Here is a 12,465-nt window from a genome sequence, read left to right on the forward strand (position 1 = left end):
GGTGGCCGGATCCCGCAATCGCCATCCGGATGCCGCATTCCGGGCACAGTCCCGGGCAATCCGGGGTGCACAGCGGCTGCAGCGGCAACTCCAAGCCCACCGCGTCGATCACCACGGGTTCCAGGTCGATGAGGTCGTCGACCATGCGGTAGATCTCGTCGTCCTCGGTGGTCTGCTCGGTCGTGCTGTCCGGGTAGGCGAACAGCTCGGTCAGCCGCAGCGCGATCTCGTCGGTGAAGGGCTCCAGGCAGCGCGAGCACTCCCCCTCGATCGGCGCGGACACCGTTCCGGTGACCAGCACACCTTCCGATACCGCCTGCAATTGCAGGTCGAGTTCCACCTGCGCGCCCACGGGCACGGCGATCAGATCCAGACCGATGCGCTCCTCGGTGGTGACGGTGCGGCGCAACTCGCGCATGGTCCCCGGCCTGCGGCCGAGGCTGCGGACGTCCAGCACGAAACCCGCGTCCGGCGACCGGCGCTTGGCCGACTGGGGACGCGACGCGGAACCGGAACCGGCGGACATCACGAACTCACTCACGATCGGGGGTATACGGGCAACCACTCAACAATACGTGATCACGTGGTGCGCGCCCAAACGCGGCCGAGCCCGCCCGGTGCCGCTACCTGCGGAATTCGGAGGCGTAGTCGGGTGCGCCCGCTCCGCTGCGCAGCTGATGCCGCCCCCGCCCGACCGTGCGCAGCGTGCTGGTCAGCGTCTCCTCGAAATCGGCCAGCCGGGAGTCGACGTAGTGGTCGCACTCCTCGCGCAACCGGTCCGACTCGGCGTGCGCGGCATCGATCACCCGGGCCGACTCGGCGTGCGCGGCCCGCACCACCTCGGTCTGGGTGACCAGCCGCTCCTGCTCGGCGAGCCCATCCGCGACGGAGCGGTCGTAGGCCGCCTTGCCCGCCTCGATCATGCGCTCGGACTCCACTCGCGCCCGGCCGGTCAACGCCTCGTACTCGGCGTTGCCGTCGGCCACCACGCGATCGGCCTCCTCCTGCGCGGAGGCGACCAGATGATCGGCGTGCGCGCTCGCCTCGGCGACCATCCGGTCGGCGTGCGCCTTGGCGTCGGCCAGGATGCGGTCGGCCTCTTCGCGCGCCGAGCCGATGGTGCGCTCGGCCAGTTCGTTCGCCCCGGTCACGGTGGTCTCGGCCGCGTTCCTGGCGTCGGAGACGATCTTGTCGCGATGGTCGAGCACGTCCTGCGCGTCGTCGAGTTCGCCCGGCAGCGCGTCGCGCACGTCGTCGAGTAGTTCGAGCACGTCGCCGCGCGGCACGATGCAGCTGCGGGTCGGCGGGATGCCGCGGGCCTCTTCGACGATGGCGACCAGTTCATCGAGCGCTTCGAATACGCGATACATGCTCACTACCCTCCTGCGGACGAACGGCGAAACTCTCCGCCGACGCCCAGTGTGCCCGTCGTCACCGCTCGTGCCGAGTCACTTTCCGGTGTGTCGTGCGGGTGTCTTGCACGCCACAAAATCAAGTGGAGAACTCCTCTCCGCTTCGTGTTACATTTTTCTGGAGGGTCGACCGAGATCTTCTGTTCGATCGGAAAGACGATGACTGTTCTGGAACTACCGCGACCGGCGGGAGTGAGCGCCACCAGCTTCTTCGTGCCGTGGGTGAGCCCGTACCCGGTGCTGCCGAAGGCATCGGGTACGGCGCGGTTAGGACAGCTCGCCCGGTATCTGCGCGGTGACCGCGCCTTCGCACAGTTGATTCGTTTCGCGCTGGTCGGCGGATCCAGCAATATCGCCTATGTCCTGCTGTTCTTCGCCATGCACGGCGTCGGGCCGCTGATCGCCAACGTAGCGGGCTCCGTGGTCAGCACCGTGATCGCCAATGAGTTGCACCGTCAGCTCACCTTCCACGCCGCGGGGCGGGTCGGCTGGTTCACCGCGCAGTGGGAAGGCGGCGGGCTCGCGCTGGTCGGGCTCGGCATCACGACCGCGGCACTGGCCGCGCTCGGCGTGTGGGCGCCCGGGCTCGGAGACACCGCCCAGGCCGCCGCGATCCTCGCGATCACCGCAGCGGTCGGCGGTATGCGCTTCCTCGCCCTGCGGGGCCTCGTCTTCTAGCTCTTGCGCTCGGCCAAGCGGTCGAGCAGCCGCTTGTGCACCGAAGGGGGCAGCATGTCGCTGACCTCGCCGCCGTACGCGGCGACCTCCTTGACCAGGGAACTGGACAGGTAGCTCAACGCCGGATTGGTGGCGATGAAGAAGGTGTCCACGCCGGAGAGCTTCTTGTTCATCTGCGCCATCTGCAGTTCGTAGCCGAAATCGCCCGCGTCGCGCAGGCCCTTCACGATCGCGGTGATGCCCTGCTCCCGTGCGAAGTCCACCGTCAGGCCCTGCCACGACGCCACCCGGACGTTGCCCAGATGGGCGGTCGACTCACGCAGCATCTCGATGCGCTCCTCGACGGTGAACATGCCCTGCTTCTTCGGATTGATCATGACGGTGACGACGACCTCGTCGAACTGGGCTGCCGCCCGGGTGAAGACGTCGAGGTGGCCGTAGGTCACGGGGTCGAACGATCCGGGGCACAGTGCTCCTGCCATGAGCCGACGCTAGCAGGGCACGGGCGGCCCGGCACCAGTGGCCGACCCGCGCCTAGCCGTCCGGCTCGAACTCCGCGAGATCGATACGCGTTTCGCCGTACCGGCGCGACTTCGCCGGGACGAAGCCTGCGGGCCAGACTATTTCGGGCGAACGCGCCGAACGCTCCAGCACGAGCACCGCTCCCGGTCGCAGCCACTCGTGCTCGGCGAGCGTGCCCAGGTCCGAAAGCACCGCGGCGTTGTCCACCGCGTAGGGCGGGTCGGAGAAGACCACGTCGAAGCGCCCCGCCCCGCCCAGTCGCAGTACGGAGGCCACCGTCGCGACCCGCAGTTCCGCGCCGGGCAGGCCGAGATCGGCGATATTGCCGCGCACCACCGCCGCCGCCTTGCGGTCGGACTCGACCAGCAGCGCGTGCTCGGCGCCCCGCGAGAGCGCCTCCAGCCCGAGTGCTCCGGAACCCGCGTACAGGTCGAGCACGCGGGCGCCCGTGAAGTCCAACCGGGCGTCCAGCGCGCTGAACAGCGCCTCGCGTACCCGGTCGGAGGTCGGCCGGGTGCCCGAGGGCGGCACCCGAAGGCGCCGCCCGCCCGCCGTTCCGGCGACGATCCGCGTCATCCCGCGGACGACTCTCGCACCGCCAGTTCGATGAGCAGGTCGCCGCCTTCCACCTGCTGCACGGCGCCGATGGCGACGCGACCGACGGTGCCCGCGCGGGGCGCGGTGATCGCGGCCTCCATCTTCATGGCCTCGATGGTGCCGATGGTGTCGCCGGCCGCGACCGAATCGCCTTCGGACACCGCCAGTGTGACGACGCCGGCGAACGGCGCGGCGATGTGGCCGGGGTTGGCCTTGTCGGCTTTCTCGGCGGCCGGGATCTCGCTGGCGATCGACCGGTCGCGCACCGAGACCGGCCGCAGCTGGCCGTTCAGGATGCACATCACCGTGCGCATGCCGCGCTCGTCGGGTTCGGAGATGGCCTCCAGGCCGATGAGCAGGGTGACGCCCTTCTCCAGCTGTACCCGGTGCTCCTCGCCGCGGCGCAGGCCGTAGAAGAACTGGTTGGCCGACAGTCCGGAGGTGTCGCCGTACTTCTCGCGGTGGGCGAGGAATTCGGCGGTCGGGCCGGGGAACAGCAGCCGGTTCAACGTCGCCCGGCGCTCCGCGGAGCTACCGGCCAGCCGCTTCTCGTCCGCGGGCGTCAACGGCGTTTCCGGTTTGGCCGCGCCACGTCCGGCCAGTGCTTTGCTGCGGAACGGTTCGGGCCAGCCACCGGCCGGTGTGCCGAGTTCGCCGCGCAGGAACCCGATCACCGAGTCGGGGATGTCGTAGCGGCCCGGGTCGGCGGCGAAGTCCTCGACGTCGACGCCGGTGCCGACCAGCGCCAGCGCCAGGTCACCGACGACCTTCGAGGACGGGGTGACCTTCACCAGGCGGCCCAGCAGCCGGTCCGCGGCGGCGTATTTCGCCTCGACTTCTTCGAACCGGTCCCCCAAGCCGAGCGCGATCGCCTGCTGGCGCAGGTTCGACAACTGACCGCCGGGGATCTCGTGGGTGTAGACGCGACCGGTGGGCGCGGGCAGCCCGGACTCGAACGGCGCATACACCTTGCGCAGCGCTTCCCAGTACGGTTCCAGATCGCACACGTTCTGCAGGTTCAATCCGGTGTCGTACTCGCTGTGCGCCGCGGCGGCGACGATCGCCGAAAGCGCGGGCTGGCTGGTGGTGCCCGCCATCGCGGCGCTCGCGCCGTCGACCGCGTCCGCGCCGGCCTGCCACGCGGCCAGATAGGTGGCCAGCTGCCCGCCCGGGGTGTCGTGCGTGTGCACGTGCACCGGCAGATCGAAATTGCTGCGCAACGCGGTGACCAGCGTGGTCGCGGCCGGGGCGCGCAACAGTCCGGCCATGTCCTTGATCGCCAGCACGTGCGCGCCCGCGTCGACGATCTGCTCGGCCAGCTTCAGGTAATAGTCCAGGGTGTAGAGCGATTCGTCCGGATTCGACAGATCCCCGGTGTAGCTGATCGCGACCTCCGCGATCGCGGTGCCGGTCTCGCGGACCGCGTCGATGGCCGGACGCATCTGGTCGACGTTGTTCAGCGCGTCGAAGATCCGGAAGATGTCGATACCCGTGGCGGTCGCCTCGGAGACGAACGCGCGGGTCACCGCCTCCGGGTACGGGGTGTAGCCGACGGTGTTGCGGCCACGCAGCAGCATCTGCAAGCAGATGTTCGGGACAGCTTCGCGCAACGCCGCCAAGCGCTCCCACGGGTCCTCGTACAGGAACCGCAGGCCCACGTCGTAGGTCGCGCCGCCCCACGCCTCGATCGACAGCAGCTCCGGCGTCAGCCGCGCCACATGCCCGGCCACACCGAGCAGGCCGTTGGTGCGCACCCGGGTGGCCAGCAGCGACTGGTGCGCGTCGCGGAACGTGGTGTCGGTGACCCCGACCGCCTTCTGCTCACGCAATGCCCGCGCGAAACCTTCCGGTCCCAGCCGCAGCAGCCGCTGCCGGGAACCGTCCGGCGGCGGCACGCTCAGATCGATCGCGGGCAGCTTGTCGTGCGGATACACCGTGGTGGGCCGCTCGCCGTGCGGCTTGTTCACGGTGACGTCGGCCAGGTAGTCGAGGATCTTGGTGCCTCGGTCGGCGGACTGGCGCAGGGTCAGCAGCTGCGGGCGCTCGTCGATGAACGAGGTGGTCACCCGGCCCGCCTTGAAGTCGGGATCGTCCAGCACCGCCAGCAGGAACGGAATGTTGGTGGCCACGCCGCGGATCCGGAATTCCGCCAGCGCCCGGCTCGCCCGCGCCACCGCCGCACCGAAGTCGCGACCGCGACAGGTGAGCTTGACCAGCATGGAGTCGAAGTAGGCGCCGATCTCCGCGCCCAGGTTCGCGCCGCCGTCCAGGCGGATGCCCGCGCCGCCCGGTGTGCGGTAGGCGGTGATGCGCCCGGTGTCGGGACGGAAACCGTTGGCCGGGTCCTCGGTGGTGATCCGGCACTGCAGCGCCGCGCCCCGAATGGTCACCGTGTCCTGGCTCAAGCCCAACTGCTCGAGGGTCTCGCCCGCGGCGATGCGCAGCTGCGACTGCACCAGGTCGACGTCGGTGATCTCCTCGGTCACCGTGTGCTCCACCTGGATGCGCGGGTTCATCTCGATGAACACGTGGTTGCCGCGTTCGTCCAGCAGGAATTCCACGGTGCCCGCGCACGAGTAACCGATCTGCCGGGCGAACGCGACCGCGTCGTCACAGATCCGCTGACGCAGCGACGGATCCAGATTCGGCGCGGGCGCCAGCTCGATCACCTTCTGATGCCGCCGCTGCACCGAGCAGTCCCGCTCGAACAGGTGCATCACATTGCCGTGCTGATCAGCGAGGATCTGCACCTCGATATGACGGGGATTCACCACCGCCTGCTCCAGGAACACCGTCGGGTCACCGAAGGCCGACTCCGCCTCCCGCGAAGCCGCCTCGATCGACTCGCGCAGTTGCTCGGGCGCCGCGACCCGGCGCATACCCCGTCCGCCGCCGCCCGCGACCGCCTTGACGAAGATCGGGTATTCCAGCTCCCGGGCCGCGGCGAGCAGTTCGTCGATGTCCGAGGACGGCGCGCTGGAACGCAGCACCGGCAGTCCGGCCGCCTTGGCCGCCTCGATGGCGCGCGCCTTGTTACCCGCGAGTTCGAGCACTTCGGCCGACGGGCCGATGAAGGTGATGCCCTCGCGGGCGCAGGCCGCCGCCAGATCCGGGTTCTCCGACAGGAACCCGTACCCCGGATAGATCGCGTCCGCTCCCGCCGACTTGGCCGCCTCGATGATCGCCTCGATCGACAGGTAGGCCCGCACCGGATGACCGGGCTCGCCGATCTGGTACGACTCCGCCGCCTTCAGCCGATGGACCGAATTGCGGTCCTCGTACGGGAACACGGCGACCGTCCCGATGCCGAGTTCGTACGCCGCGCGGAAGGCTCGAATGGCGATCTCGCCACGGTTGGCAACCAAGACTTTCGAGAACATTGACCTAAGGTACCCGGCCGCGTGAACCGCACCGACACGGAATCCCCCTTCGCAAACCTCTTCACAAGACCGACTAGCACCGTTGCGAAGTTGCGTTCACCAGACCGACACATGGGCGACCGAGCAGCAACCGGTGTGCTGTCGCCGAAGCCGGGGCGGTTCCGGGCGGGTCGGCCCGCGTCCTATGCTGAGTGGGCAGCTGGTTCACCGCGGCACGACGAGATGGAGCCCCGACGTCGCGCGACGGAGTCGAGCCCGGCCGTGCGGCGACGACACGGCGGGTGAGAGGGAACCCGGTGGGAATCCGGGACTGTCCCGCAGCGGTATGCAGGAACGACCGCCGTCACCAGGCACTGGGTCCACCGAGCCGGAAGGCTCCACGACCCGGGAAGCGACGGCCAGTAGGTCGGCCATCGGGAGCGCCCCGGCACATGCCGGTCCCGGGCCGGTGCCCGCGAGTCCGAAGACCTGCCAGCCGTGCCGGGTACGCCGTACCCGGCGGCCACCGCCTCGTGGATTGGGCGTGCGGATCACCAGCTGACGTGTCGGGCTCCGCGGCCGGAATATCCCGGCATGTCAAAAGGTTCTCCGCTGCCCGTATGGCGATGGCTTTCTCATCCTCAGCAATGGAGAAACATCGTGACTGTTGCACAGCACAAGCCGTTCACCGCAACGGTTCTCGGGCTACCACGCGTGGGGCCTCGGCGCGAGCTGAAGCGGGCCACCGAAGCCTATTGGGCAGGCAAGATCGATGCCGGCCGGTTGCACGCCGTGGCGCGCGACCTGCGGCATGCCCAGCTCACCGAATCGCGGGCCGCCGGCCTGGACTCGATCCCGGTCGGCACGTTTTCCTACTACGACCAGATGCTCGACACCGCCGTCCTGCTCGGCGCGCTGCCGCCTCGGGTCGCCGGGATCGCGGACCCGCTGGAACGGTATTTCGCCGCCGCGCGCGGCACCGACACCGTCGAGCCCTTGGAGATGACCAAGTGGTTCGACACCAACTACCACTACCTGGTCCCGGAGATCGGCCCGGACACCGCGTTCTCGCTGCACCCGGAGAAGCTGCTGGCGGAACTGTCCGAAGCGCTCGAACTGGGCGTGCCCGCGCGGCCGGTGGTGATCGGCCCGATCACTTTCCTGAAGCTGGCGAAGGCCGGCGGCTCGGCGCTCGCCCGGCTGATCGAGCTGCTGCCGCTGTATCGGGAGCTGTTGCGCAGACTGGCCGTCGCCGGGGCGCAGTGGGTGCAGATCGACGAGCCCGTGCTGGTCACCGACCTCACGGCGGAGGAGATCGGCTTGGTGCAGGTCACCTACGACGAGCTCGCCGACGCCACCGATCGTCCGGCGATCCTCGTCGCGACCTACTTCGGGCAGCCGGGCGCCGCGCTCACCGCACTGGCGGGAACCGGCGTGGAGGGAATCGCGCTCGACTTCACCTCCGGGACCGACGCCGCCGCGGTGGCGGCGCTGCCCGAGTTGGCGGGCAAACTGGTGGTCGCGGGGGTGGTGGACGGTCGCAACGTGTGGCGCACCGATCTCGACCGTGCCGTGTCCACCCTCGGCACACTGCTGGGATCCGTTGAACACGTCGCGGTTTCGAGTTCCTGCTCGTTGCTGCACGTGCCCTACACCCTGGCCGCGGAGACGCGGCTGGACGAGCGGCTGCGGTCCTGGCTGGCATTCGGCGCGGAGAAGGTGGCCGAGGTCCGCCTGCTCGCGACCGGGCTGAGCGAGGGCACGGACGTCATCGAGGCCGACTTGGCCGCGGCGCGCGCGGCGCTGGCGTCGCGGAAGTCGGACCCGCGGCTGAACGACGCCCGCGTGCGGGCCAGGCTGGCCGAACTCGGGCCGGACGCCGCCCGGCGCGCCCCCGCCGAACAGCGCAGGGAACGGCAACGCGACCGGCTGCGGCTGCCCGCGCTGCCGACCACCACGATCGGCTCCTATCCGCAGACCGCGAGCATCCGGCTCGCGCGAGCGGCGCTGCGCAGGGGCGAGATCGATCAGGCGGAGTACGTGCGCCGGATGCGCGCCGAGATCGCGGACGTGATCGCGCTCCAGGAGCAGCTCGGGCTGGACGTGCTCGTGCACGGCGAGCCGGAGCGCAACGACATGGTGCAGTACTTCGCCGAGCAGCTCGACGGGTTCGCGGCGACCGAACACGGGTGGGTGCAGTCCTACGGGACGCGCTGCGTGCGGCCGCCGATCCTGTTCGGCGACGTGGCGCGGCGGGAACCGATGACCGTCGAGTGGATCGGCTACGCGCAGTCGCTCACCGACAAGCCGGTGAAAGGCATGCTGACCGGACCGGTGACCATTCTGGCGTGGTCGTTCGTGCGCGACGACCAGCCCGCGAGCGAGTCCGCCCGCCAGGTGGCGCTGGCGATCCGGGACGAGACCGTGGACCTGGAGTCGGCGGGCATCCGGATCATCCAGGTGGACGAGCCCGCCCTGCGGGAACTGCTTCCGTTGCGGGCAGCCGACCAGCCCGACTACCTGAAGTGGTCGGTGGCGGCGTTCCGGCTCGCGACCTCCGGGGTGTCGGATGCGACGCAGATCCACACGCACCTGTGCTACTCGGAGTTCGGTGAGGTGATCGATGCGATCGCCGGGCTGGACGCCGACGTCACGTCGATCGAAGCGGCGCGCTCCCGCATGGAGGTGCTCGACGACCTCAATGCGGCGGGATTCGACCTCGGTGTCGGGCCGGGTGTCTACGACATCCACTCGCCCCGGGTCCCCGCTGTCGAGGAGATCACCATGGCGCTGCGCGCCGCGCTGAAAGCCGTTCCAGCCGAACGACTCTGGGTGAATCCGGACTGCGGGCTGAAGACCAGGGGACGCGTCGAGGTGGAGGCCGCGTTGCGCAACATGGTCGCCGCGGCGGCAGCGGTGCGGTGATCCGCACCTGACCGGAGGCCGGTGCCCCTTCGCCGCGCGGAGGGGCACCGGATCTTCCGCGCTCAGTCGGATTCCGGTTCCGGCCGGGGCGGCTGCCGCCGCCGCAAGCTGTACCGATCACAGGGCTCCTCGCGCCGCGTCACCGGCAACTCCCGCGCCCGCGGCCGCATCCCCCGCCGCCACGCCGTATGACACCCAGAACAACGCTCCACCGGCCACCCCTCCTCAAACGTCGGCTACCGTCTTCCCCTCTTGTCCTACTTCGACGCACCCGCCCTCGATTCGGTTCCATCCGATTCCGAAGTCGTGCGCACGGACGAATGTCATTGTGGCCATGTAACTTCCATTGTCATCGCACCGGAGCGACGGCCCGGCGCCACTGCCGAATCCGAGGACGATCCGTTCGACCGAGCCCGGTACTACAGGCCGAAGGCGCGGTTGATGGCGGCCATGTCGAAGTAGTCGCGCCAGATGGTGATGGCGCCGTCGACGACTTCGAAGAAGCCCATGACGGGGAGTGGCGTATCGCGACCGGCGGAGCGGAGGGTGTCGGTGCGTTCGTTCATGACCACGTTGCCGGACGCGATTTGATGGTGGATGTCGAAATCGATGGCGTCGAAGGTGGTCAAGAAGCCTGCGATGAAGTCCCGGATGGCCGTGCGGCCGACGATGGGTTCCATCGGGATGTTGTGGTAGACGGCGTTCTCGGCGAAGTAGGCGCTGATCCGATCCGGGTCGGGGTCGGACCAGCTCCGGCACATCGCACGCACGAGTTCGTCGGGGTCGGGCATTCGCTTGCTCACTTTCCTGCTACCGGAGGGCGGGGCGCCGAACCCTACGATTCAACCAAGCAATCGCTCGGTTGGGAAGAGATCCGGCCGCGTCGAGCCCTCCGGCGGCAGGTCCGGGTCAGCGGCTGACGACCAGCTCCCGCTGCGGTACCCCGTTGTACTCCGACAGCGGCCGGATCAGCGCGTTCGCGGCCACCTGCTCGATAATGTGGGCGGTCCACCCGGTGATCCGGCTCATCACGAAGATCGGCGTGAACATCGCGATGTCGAACCCCATCAGGTAGTAGGCGGGTCCGGCGGGAAAATCCAGATTCGGCTTGATGCCGGTGGCCTCGTCCATCGCGCGTTCCAGCGCGGCGCACACCCGCAGCCAGCGCGAGCCTCCGGTCACCGCCGCGACCTGTTCCAATTCCGCCCGCATGGTCGGCACCCGGGAATCACCGTTGTGGTAGACCCGATGCCCGAAGCCCATCACCTTCTGCTTGTCGGCGAGTCTGGCACGCACCCATTCCCCGGCCAGCTCCGGTTCGCCGATCTCCAGCAGCGCGTGCATGACGGCCTCGTTGGCGCCGCCGTGCAGCGGGCCCTTCAGCGCCCCGATCGCGGCCGTGACCGCGCTGTAGATGTCCGACCGTGTGGAGGTCACCACGCGCGCGGCGAACGTGGAGGCGTTGAAGCCGTGCTCCGCGTACAGGATCAGCGACGTCTCGAACGCCCGGACGATCCGCGCATCGGGTACCGCGCCGAAGCACATGTTCAGGAAGTTCGCCGCGAACCCCAGGTGCGAATGCGGCGCGACGGGCTCCAGCCCGCGGCGCCGCCGCATGTCGGCGGCGATGACGGTCGGCAGCACCGCGGTCAGGCGCAGCGCCTTGGCCAGCAGCGCCCGCTGCGTGGCGACCTCGGAGAGATCCTCCTGCGGGTCCTCGGCCCCCAGATAACTCACCACCGTCCGCACCACGTCCATCGGATGACAGGAGTCGGGCATCTTCTCGATCAGCGAGAGGACCGACCGGTCGACCCGCCGCTGGGCGCGTTCGCGCTGACACAGCAACTCGAGTTGAGCGGCGTCGGGCAGTTCGCCGTACCACAGCAGGTACGCGACCTCCTCGAATCCACAGTGCCGCGCCAGATCCGGCACCGCGTAGCCGCGATAGGTCAACGAGTTGGTCTCCGGCACCACCTTCGAGATGGCGGTGGTGTCGACCACCACTCCGGCCAGACCTTTCTTGATTTCGGTCATGTCGCTCACTCGCTCACGGTGAAGTTGAATACGCCTGCGTCGAAGGCGTTGTATTGCTCGTAGCGCAGCAGTTCGTAGAGCCGGGACCGGTGCTGCATGGTTCCCAGCAGCGCGGCCTGCGTCCCGGTGCGGTCGATCTCGCGCAGCCCTTGCTCCACGGCGTACATGGCCAGGCGCAGCGTCGTCACCGGATAGATGACCGCGTTGTAGCCGAGGTCCTCGAGCGCCTGCGCGGACAACAGCTCGGACTTGCCGAACTCGGTCATGTTGGCCAGCAGCGGGATGCGCACCGCGGCACGGAATCGGGCGAACTCCGCAGCGTCGGCCAGCGCTTCGGTGAAGATCAGGTCCGCGCCCGCGTCCGCGTAGGCCTTGGCCCGATCGATCGCGGCGGCCAGTCCTTCGGTGCCGCGCGCGTCGGTGCGCGCGCAGACGACGAAGTCCGGGTCGCGGCGGGCCGCGACGGCTGCGCGCAGGCGCCGCACCATGTCCTCGACCGGCACGACGGCCTTGCCGTCGAGGTGACCGCAGCGTTTCGGGTTGACCTGATCCTCGATGTGACAGCCGGCCAGTCCGGCGTCCTCCAGGAGGGTCACCGTGCGCGCGGCGTTCATCGGCTCCCCGAAGCCGGTGTCGGCGTCGACCAGCACCGGGAGGTCGGTGACCCGGGCGATCTGGCGCCCTCGCTCGGCGACCTCACCGAGCGTGGTCAGACCGATGTCGGGCAGGGCGAGCTCGGCCGACACCACCGCGCCGGAGACGTACACGCCTTCGAACCCGATCTCCTGGATCAGCCGGGCCACCAGCGGATCGAACGCGCCGGGCAGCCGTTGGATCCGCCCCGAGCCGAGACCGGCGCGAAAGGCCGCGCGCTTCTGCCCCGCGGGCGTCGCCGACGCCAGCAGGCCGGTCATCGCGCCCACCGCCCTACGGTCGTC

Annotated in this window: 10 protein-coding genes and 1 riboswitch; of the genes, 2 read left to right on the forward strand and 8 right to left on the reverse strand. The window is 69.4% G+C overall.

Translation table 11 applies throughout. The features are described from left to right. Both ON27_RS18830 and ON27_RS18835 read right to left on the reverse strand, forming a co-directional pair. On the reverse strand, positions 1 to 526 hold a 526-nt coding region (locus tag ON27_RS18830), incomplete at its 3' end, for a YceD family protein (protein ID WP_043729115.1). 97 nt (positions 527 to 623) lie between these two features. Continuing rightward, a complete protein-coding gene (locus ON27_RS18835; protein WP_043728994.1) occupies positions 624 to 1,370 on the reverse strand; it encodes a DivIVA domain-containing protein in 747 nt (248 codons plus the stop codon). A gap of 201 nt (positions 1,371 to 1,571) precedes the next feature. On the opposite strand from ON27_RS18835, the gene ON27_RS18840 reads away from it, so the two are divergent. Then, the gene (locus ON27_RS18840) at positions 1,572 to 2,090 is read left to right on the forward strand and encodes a GtrA family protein (RefSeq protein ID WP_043728997.1); all 519 of its coding nucleotides are present in this window, start codon (positions 1,572 to 1,574) and stop codon (positions 2,088 to 2,090) included. Here the strand turns inward: ON27_RS18840 and coaD are convergent. From coaD to ON27_RS18855, 3 genes are read right to left on the reverse strand one after another with little or no spacing between them, the layout of a single operon-like run. Then, complete coding sequence (coaD, locus tag ON27_RS18845; protein WP_043728998.1) at positions 2,087 to 2,572, reverse strand: pantetheine-phosphate adenylyltransferase; 486 nt, start codon at positions 2,570 to 2,572, stop codon at positions 2,087 to 2,089. The two genes, ON27_RS18840 and coaD, sit on opposite strands and share 4 nt — an antisense overlap. A 52-nt stretch (positions 2,573 to 2,624) precedes the next feature. After that, positions 2,625 to 3,188 carry a 16S rRNA (guanine(966)-N(2))-methyltransferase RsmD gene (gene rsmD, locus ON27_RS18850; RefSeq protein WP_043729002.1) on the reverse strand — a complete coding sequence of 188 codons (564 nt, stop codon included), beginning with the start codon at positions 3,186 to 3,188 and terminating at the stop codon, positions 2,625 to 2,627. Beyond that, positions 3,185 to 6,589 carry a pyruvate carboxylase gene (locus ON27_RS18855; protein WP_043729005.1) on the reverse strand — a complete coding sequence of 1,135 codons (3,405 nt, stop codon included), beginning with the start codon at positions 6,587 to 6,589 and terminating at the stop codon, positions 3,185 to 3,187. Before ON27_RS18855 ends, rsmD begins: the two co-directional genes overlap by 4 nt. Positions 6,590 to 6,851: 262 nt before the next feature. Further along, a riboswitch (cobalamin riboswitch) is annotated at positions 6,852 to 7,079 on the forward strand. Positions 7,080 to 7,225: 146 nt separating this feature from the next. Here ON27_RS18855 and metE point away from each other — a divergent pair. Then, on the forward strand, positions 7,226 to 9,493 hold the full coding sequence (metE, locus tag ON27_RS18860; RefSeq protein ID WP_043729119.1) for a 5-methyltetrahydropteroyltriglutamate--homocysteine S-methyltransferase: 2,268 nt from the start codon (positions 7,226 to 7,228) through the stop codon (positions 9,491 to 9,493). Positions 9,494 to 9,912: 419 nt separating this feature from the next. Here the strand turns inward: metE and ON27_RS18865 are convergent, their stop codons facing one another. From ON27_RS18865 to prpB, 3 genes are all read right to left on the reverse strand, one after another. Then, complete coding sequence (locus tag ON27_RS18865) at positions 9,913 to 10,284, reverse strand: nuclear transport factor 2 family protein (protein WP_043729007.1); 372 nt, start codon at positions 10,282 to 10,284, stop codon at positions 9,913 to 9,915. A 118-nt stretch (positions 10,285 to 10,402) separates the two neighbouring features. Further along, on the reverse strand, positions 10,403 to 11,527 hold the full coding sequence (locus ON27_RS18870; protein ID WP_043729122.1) for a bifunctional 2-methylcitrate synthase/citrate synthase: 1,125 nt from the start codon (positions 11,525 to 11,527) through the stop codon (positions 10,403 to 10,405). A gap of 5 nt (positions 11,528 to 11,532) precedes the next feature. Continuing rightward, the gene (gene prpB / locus ON27_RS18875) at positions 11,533 to 12,441 is read right to left on the reverse strand and encodes a methylisocitrate lyase (RefSeq protein ID WP_043729125.1); all 909 of its coding nucleotides are present in this window, start codon (positions 12,439 to 12,441) and stop codon (positions 11,533 to 11,535) included. Positions 12,442 to 12,465: the final 24 nt, after the last annotated feature.

Origin of the sequence: Nocardia asiatica NBRC 100129 (genome assembly GCF_000308415.1) — a bacterium.
GTDB classification, from domain to species: domain Bacteria; phylum Actinomycetota; class Actinomycetes; order Mycobacteriales; family Mycobacteriaceae; genus Nocardia; species Nocardia asiatica.

What these genes read in the sequence shown, in the direction of transcription:
- ON27_RS18855 (WP_043729005.1), bottom strand. Translation starts at nt 6,589, where the DNA reads ATGTTCTCGAAAGTCTTGGTTGCCAACCGTGGCGAGATCGCCATTCGA.
- ON27_RS18870 (WP_043729122.1), bottom strand. Translation starts at nt 11,527, where the DNA reads ATGACCGAAATCAAGAAAGGTCTGGCCGGAGTGGTGGTCGACACCACC.
- ON27_RS18835 (WP_043728994.1), bottom strand. Translation starts at nt 1,370, where the DNA reads ATGTATCGCGTATTCGAAGCGCTCGATGAACTGGTCGCCATCGTCGAA.
- ON27_RS18865 (WP_043729007.1), bottom strand. Translation starts at nt 10,284, where the DNA reads ATGCCCGACCCCGACGAACTCGTGCGTGCGATGTGCCGGAGCTGGTCC.
- rsmD (WP_043729002.1), bottom strand. Translation starts at nt 3,188, where the DNA reads ATGACGCGGATCGTCGCCGGAACGGCGGGCGGGCGGCGCCTTCGGGTG.
- prpB (WP_043729125.1), bottom strand. Translation starts at nt 12,441, where the DNA reads ATGACCGGCCTGCTGGCGTCGGCGACGCCCGCGGGGCAGAAGCGCGCG.
- ON27_RS18840 (WP_043728997.1), top strand. Translation starts at nt 1,572, where the DNA reads ATGACTGTTCTGGAACTACCGCGACCGGCGGGAGTGAGCGCCACCAGC.
- coaD (WP_043728998.1), bottom strand. Translation starts at nt 2,572, where the DNA reads ATGGCAGGAGCACTGTGCCCCGGATCGTTCGACCCCGTGACCTACGGC.